The sequence below is a fragment of the Halomonas colorata genome (assembly GCF_014897985.1).
GTDB lineage: Bacteria > Pseudomonadota > Gammaproteobacteria > Pseudomonadales > Halomonadaceae > Vreelandella > Vreelandella colorata.
Genome location: NZ_JABUZA010000007.1, coordinates 127,204 through 133,555, shown reverse-complemented (window position 1 = coordinate 133,555; position 6,352 = coordinate 127,204). Strand labels below are relative to the sequence as shown.

4 protein-coding genes are annotated in these 6,352 nt (G+C 50.4%); 1 reads left to right on the top strand and 3 read right to left on the bottom strand.

The window, feature by feature from the left end:
* Positions 1 to 55 precede the first annotated feature (55 nt).
* Entirely contained in the window at positions 56 to 1,516 is a 1,461-nt protein-coding gene (locus INT33_RS05940; RefSeq protein WP_226940090.1) for a UvrD-helicase domain-containing protein, read from the bottom strand.
* A gap of 98 nt (positions 1,517 to 1,614) precedes the next feature.
* Here INT33_RS05940 and INT33_RS05935 point away from each other — a divergent pair.
* Positions 1,615 to 2,795, top strand: a protein-coding gene (locus tag INT33_RS05935) for an IS3 family transposase (protein ID WP_192539958.1) whose coding sequence is annotated in 2 segments (ribosomal slippage) — positions 1,615 to 1,882 and positions 1,882 to 2,795 — 1,182 coding nt in all. Because the reading frame shifts where the segments join, the coding sequence is not laid out codon by codon here.
* Here the strand turns inward: INT33_RS05935 and INT33_RS05930 are convergent.
* Together INT33_RS05930 and INT33_RS05925 are read right to left on the bottom strand one after the other, a co-directional pair.
* Positions 2,768 to 5,083: an AAA family ATPase gene (locus INT33_RS05930; protein ID WP_193091382.1), complete on the bottom strand. Its 2,316-nt coding sequence runs from the start codon at positions 5,081 to 5,083 to the stop codon at positions 2,768 to 2,770. The genes INT33_RS05935 and INT33_RS05930 overlap by 28 nt on opposite strands.
* Positions 5,084 to 5,746: 663 nt before the next feature.
* Complete coding sequence (locus INT33_RS05925; protein ID WP_193091381.1) at positions 5,747 to 6,352, bottom strand: glutathione S-transferase family protein; 606 nt, start codon at positions 6,350 to 6,352, stop codon at positions 5,747 to 5,749.

Here is a 6,352-nt window from a genome sequence, read left to right as displayed (position 1 = left end):
ACGGGGACGGCTCATGGATCCTCCTAGGTACCTTTAGTATAAGGCCTAGAGGTGTCTACGAAACCCGGGGCGATTCAAAGACAGGTTCAAGCACATCCCCCACAGTCGAAATCGAGTTTTTACAGGCAGCTACAAAACACTCAATAGCTTGAAGCATTTCGTTGGCACGGCATTCTCGCGCAGTCATATCTACTGGCATATCATCGAGAAGACCGTAGCGCCGAAAAACTTCTGTGGCCTTAAACTCATCTACATTACCATCGGCACTAATACATGCTTCTAACTGAGCAAGTTCGTTCAATAAAACTTGTACTGCTGCAGGACCTCTGTTGTCACCGCTACCCGTGGGTGCGGCAGCATTCGGATCAAGCAAGATCATTGCACCAAATGCATCGAGGAACGAGCCTCGCGTTGCAACCAGTTTGTGTTCCAAAGCGAGTAGTTGATACTCCCCCTTGCCCCAGGCAGCTGCATCGCTTGCCTTTCGCATTTGGTCTGAGCACCAGCGTTCGCCATGAACTTTCTCTTCTGAAGTAAGCTTAGTGTCACCGACGTAAAGACGAACAACCCCACCAGTCTTCTCGGTTCTGGAGCACTGCTCCACGCCTTTCGCAGGTTGGGTTCGACCCTCAAGCTTCGCTTCCCAGATTCTGTTAATGAGAGTGACGATTCGACGCTGGCTACGGTGGTTCATCTGCAGCTCGGGCGTCGCCCAGCCCGGAGGAACCAAACTCGGAAGGTCGGAATGCCCGTCAGTATAGATACGCTGCCGATGATCGCCCAGCAGCCCGAGAGTCAGATTAGTACTCCTTAACTCCGCAAGATTCATCAAGGCATCCAGCATACCCTTCATCGTGTCTTGTGACTCATCAATGAGTATAACTGGATGACGATCTTTGAGGATGGTCTGGAGCGTAGGCACATTCTTAAGGAGCCATGCTGTTACATCGAGGACGTGCTTGTGAGCAAGTGCACCGGGGCCATACGTCTCGCGATCCGGATGGTAGATAAACACATTCGTCTCTCTGAACCCTTCTATACCTTTTTTGATTTCATCCAGATCCCGCTGCTTTGCCGCGGTTATTCCTCTTGGTTTCGCTAGAGCTTCCGCCATCTTCTTTTCAAGCCTAGCTTCCTCGAGAGCGATAAGCGCTGTACGGATGTCATCGTTGAATCCGCTGATGAGCTCCCAGCAAAAAGCGTGGATAGTAGAAACAACTACTAAGTCGTTGTTGCCTAGACGCCCTTTAATTACTGAGACAGCATTCTTGGTATATGTGATCACGCGTATCGAGCGCCCATACATCCTCAAGCTCCGCGCAAACCGATTGCCATTCTCATGCTCCAAAACGCCTGTCATCCGACGCAGCACCTCTACTAGCGTACGCGTTTTCCCAGAACCTGCACCGGCAAATAAGAAGTAACTGCGAGGAGTTTCCTCTGTGAGATACCCACAGATTTCTTCGACAACCCCAGCATCTCGGTTGTTGTCAGCAACAGCAGATACCACACTCATATCATCGACTCCTGGATTGGCTCAAGTGTAGTGGCATAGTGAATTTGGCCACCTAATTAGAGGTGTTAATATGCACCAAGAGACAAATAGGTGGCAGCATGGCAACAAGACCAAAACGTAATTTTAGCCCTGAATTCCGACTCGAAGCAGCACAACTGGTCGTCGATCAACACTACACGGTTCGTGAAGCGGCTGAAGCCATGAATGTGGGGTATTCGAGCATGGATAAATGGGTTCGTCAGTTACGCCAAGAGCGTGATGGCCAAAGCCCTAAAGCAACGCCCATGACACCCGATCAGCTCAGGATTCGCGAGCTTGAAAAGCGCATCCGTGACATTGAGATGGAAAAAGACATCCTAAAAAAGGCTACCGCTCTCTTGATGTCGGACTCCCTGAACACTTCTCGCTAATCGAGAAACTCAAGACGAGCTACCCGGTAAAAAAACTGTGTGACGTGTTTGGCGTGCATCGCAGCAGCTTTAAATACTGGAGACAACGTTCAAAAAGACCTGTGTGTGCCACGAAGACTAAGGAAATAGCCAAGGTCAGAGAGCTCTTTCGCGAGAGCGAAGGCTCTGCAGGGGCGCGCAGCATCGCAGAGATGGCGACAAGGCAGGATGTGCCGTTAAGTCGCTATCGCGCTGGCCGCCTGATGGAAAAGCTTGGCCTAATTAGCTGCCAAGTGCCTGGGCACACCTACAAGAAAACAGGTGACGAACATGTTGAGGTACCGAACCACTTAGCGCGTCAGTTTAACGTTGAGGCGCCCAACCGCGTTTGGTGTGGCGACGTCACATATATCTGGACTGGCAAACGCTGGGCTTATCTAGCCGTTGTCATGGACTTATTTGCTAGGAAAACGATTGGCTGGTCGATGTCGTTATCACCCGATAGCGAACTCACCAGCAGCGCATTGAAAATGGCTTATGAGAGCCGTGGGCGGCCAAAAGGGGTTATATTCCACAGCGACCAGGGCAGTCATTATACGAGCCGTAAGTTTCGTCAGACACTCTGGAAATGCCAGGTAAAACAAAGTCTAAGCCGACGTGGTAATTGCTGGGATAATGCGCCAATGGAGCGTTTCTTCAGGAGCTTAAAGGTTGAATGGGTGCCAACGTATGGCTATCGCTCATTCTTGCAGGGGCAGCATCATATCGTGAACTATTTAATCGGGTATTACAGCCAGCTTAGGCCTCACCAGCATAACGGTGGTATGAGTCCGAACCAGGCAGAGGAAAAGTACTGGGTTAACTATAAAGCGGTGGCCAGTTTTACTTGACCACTACAAAGCTGCTGCTCCAACCAAGTCAGTGCGTCCGTGATATACTTAGGAGCCACGACCGGCTCATCCGAAGAGATCATTTCAAAAATACTAGCAGCGAATTCACCTTTATCGAACGAACCGTGCATAAGCGCATGAAGTGCAACCAGCAGTTCTGGAGTGCTTTCGGCTTTAGCAACCCTTTTTGACACCGAGCCTAGTGCCCCCTTCGGTGCTTCAATCTCTTCACCATCCTCATCGAGTTTTTCATCCATCAGGTTCTTAAACCAATGCAAATTCGTCAGGACTAGTGAATCCTCAAACGTGCTGGGCCAGCTGCCATCAGCTTCTTCTACAGGTAATTGCCAAGCGAAACGCACAAGGCAATCTGCGACCTCACTCCATACTAATTGAGCTTCAGTCGGGTTCTTAAAATCATTCAATTGTTCCAGTTTCGGATGCCATTCACGAAGAGTTTGGTTACCGCAGTGAAGCCCACCTTGCCCCGTGTTCGCAACAGCCATGAGCCTTTTGCTAGGCTCTCCATTTTTCTTGGGCTTACCTTCTTTTTCTTTAGAGGGATCGATGTCAGTAATGATGACCGTAGGAATACGGAGTTTCTCGACGAGTGGCTTGAGTCGGTGAGCATGGCTCCCCCCAATATCCAAAAAGGAAACATATCTGCTCCTCAATGCCTTAAAGTCTCGCTCAATAAAGAGCGGCACAAGCATTCGCTCTGCACTACCCTCAACGAAAACAGCTGCGTTGGCGAACAACAGATCCGTGTGCTGAACACGGAAGTAGCGTTCCGCGAATTGACGGGTCTTTTTGTCATCACCAAAGACCTGTCCAAGATTGACCACTTCGGTCGCTGGAAATGAATTCGTAGCACTCTTGGCTATGCGACGTACATACCTGAGTCGGTCGAAGTTCTCTGAATGAGCAAGATGGCTAGAATGCGTACTAATGAGCAGCTGGCTTTTAAGGCCGGACACGCTCTTCAAAGGGCTGATAAGTTTGTGCGCTTTATCGGGAAAGATGCGCTGCACCTGAACGTGAAGATGCGCTTCAGGCTCCTCAATCATCACCAAGTGAATGGGTTCAGGAGAACCTTTTTCAGGCTGGAGGCGAGCAGCTTTAAAGGAAACTAGCTGGTAGCTAAGGGACTGGAGATTCTGGTAACCGAGCCCAATAGAGTGTTCAGGTAGGAGCTCTTCTAGTGAATCCTTTTGCATACTGTACTGGACAGCTGTTCCATGATCGAGCAGATCCGCCGTCTGAATGCGAGTTCGAAAGCGAATCTCTTGGGGATCATGTAAGCCCGGATAGCCAAGCTCCCTCACTTCCTCAACTGAATCGGCGATGGCGTCATGAATCTTCTCATCCAAATCTCTCTGTGCCTCAGCTACGGCTTGGATAAGATCCGCACGGTGACCGTGTCCAGTGCTGGAAACGTTTAAGTGCTGCTGGGCAAATTTGAGAAGTTGATTTGAAAACATTCCGACTCGGTGCGGACCCGAAACAGACCTAGACCCTGCTTCTTCACTTCCAAGTCCACGCTGGGCAGCTACAAAGTCAACGCGTATGAGTCTAGATAGGTGCTTACGCTCAATTGGATTGGCATCTTCAGAGAGTGTCTGAGTAGCATAAGTCGCAGGACTCGTCACTGGGTTATTATCTGCACTTAGCTTGTATACGCGAACATGGCCAAGCTTAGATGGCTCACGTAACCAAAAATCGAGCAGGTCAATTGGCCATGCTAGCGAGTCCGCCCCCATGTCCTTTACCGGTAAACGCGCATTGTTATAAGCCCATGCCAGTTGCTTTAGATCATCTATGCTTGCGGCTGGCTCCAACCGCAGACGAACACCGACAGCCCCTCCTTTCCAACTGAGCTTGGAAAGGAATGGTGCGACGTAGTGGTACATACCGGGCTCCGCATCAAACCAGAGATCCAATGTTGGCATGGCCGCAAGAATTATCTGGAGCTGCTTTTCCCACAGCCCTTCGGCGCCAGCTACTGTTAATGGATCTTCGGTCAGCGCCTCCCAATTTCTACCTAGAGCTCGCAGTTCTGGCCATTGCGAGATACTGATATCGAATGCGCCAAAAGAAGACTGATCCGCAAGAAAATGGCGGATGGCGGCTAAAACCGAGGTTTTACCACTATTGTTTGCGCCAACTAAGATGGTTGTTTTTTTGTCAACTTCTAGCCGAATTTTGCCCAGCCGACGAAACTGGCAGAGTTCTATAAACCGAAGCGATATATCTCCGGACGAAAGAGAATCTGGTTTTTTTTCTGCCATTAAAGCGCCTCGCAAACGAAATGTAGGATGCGCACCCAGACAGCACATAGGGCGCCCCCAAAAGCTAATGTTGTTATGTTAGTAACGTGCTTATATATATACGACTCGACCGAGAGCCGAGAGGAATCTAGGTTCGATAACAATTGTTACCGACCGTCGTCTATAGTCGGCCACTGAAATTTATTAATAGTCCGCTTTGGGTCGAAAGATGTCATTTATCAATTGACTCATAAGATCCTATCCCGCCCCCATCGACTCAGCTGATTGCTCATAACTCCAAGTAACACTCTGAATCTTACCCAGCGAAAAAAATACTGTATGCCCTTTAAAAAAGGCGATAAGTCATGCTTTCAGAAACGCTGAATAAGTCGTCTACCGGCACGTCTTTGCATGAAAAGTAGTGGCGTGGCAGATAGCCGCGTTCGCGGGGGGCAACCGTCCGTAGAGCCGGCCAGCAGAATGCCGTTGGCCTGCCCTTGTATGAGCTGCTTGGTAGGGTGAACCGTTGGCAAGCATTCTGCATCGTGTGTTCCCTGCGGAGTTTTTCGCTCTAATATCCTGAGACTAGCAGTTAACTTAGATTAATCCCATCGCGGCGGATTAGTTTTTTAATCGGTAGCGCTGGCGTTGCAGTGGCCTTTTCTCCTCGTCGCTGGATCATCGTTACGGTGTGGTAAACGCAGTCGCCTGAAAGCTCGAACGTGTGATCACACCCTGGTGCCACGAAGCAAGCGGTCGATAGATCTCCTGCCACGCTACCTCCGGCAATCTGAAAGCGAGGTAATCCAACGCCACTGCGACAGCGATTTCACCAAGATTAATGGCGTCCACAGGTGCTTCACCAAGCTCTCGGTTCAATTGTTCGAGCAGCCGCTGAACGGCCCGCGAACGCCGTTGGCCCAGCACGCTATTGTCGACCTCATTGCCGGTGTGCTTTCTGGCAATCACCATCGTAAAAGCCGCTTCCATGAGGTTTTGCCCCAACCCCGCCAAGTGCATCACCTCGCTCAAGCGAGACGTTGGCAACACGGGCTTCTCCGGATAAGCGCTATCCAGGTAAACAGCAATCAGCATTGATTCGCTGAGCGTAGTGCCTTCCTCGGTGACTAGCGCAGGAATACGCCCGGCAGGGTTGGCCTTGAGTAGTGCGGGGTCGTCTACCCAGGGGTCACACCATTTCAGCGTAACGGCTTTGCTCAGGCCTTTTTCTAGTAGCACGATGCGCACCAGGCGCGCGTAGGGCGATGTAACGTTTAGGTAGAGTTCCAT